Below are 252 nucleotides of genomic sequence, written 5' to 3'. Positions count from 1 at the left end.
CGGGCGGCTGCTGCCGGCCATGCGCATGAAGCTTGAGCCGATCGAAGGCATTTCCGATGCCGGCCAATTGTGGCTCGACGGACCGAACCTGATGATGGGCTATATGACATCGGACCGCCCCGGTGAATTGCAGCCGCTGACGGGCTGGCACGACACCGGCGACATCGTCGCTGTCGACCGCGAAGGCTTCATCACCATTCGCGGCCGCGCCAAGCGCTTCGCCAAGATCGCCGGCGAGATGGTGTCGCTGGG

1 pseudogene is annotated in these 252 nt (G+C 65.1%); it reads left to right on the top strand.

Annotated elements, in window-relative coordinates:
- Positions 1–252, top strand: a pseudogene (locus AC0L3S_RS39560) (AMP-binding protein); the annotation flags it as partial.

The sequence above is a fragment of the Bradyrhizobium sp. Ken01 genome (genome assembly GCF_055807355.1).
Note: the sequence above shows the minus strand (reverse complement) of the source record. Positions and strands in the feature narration are given on the sequence as shown.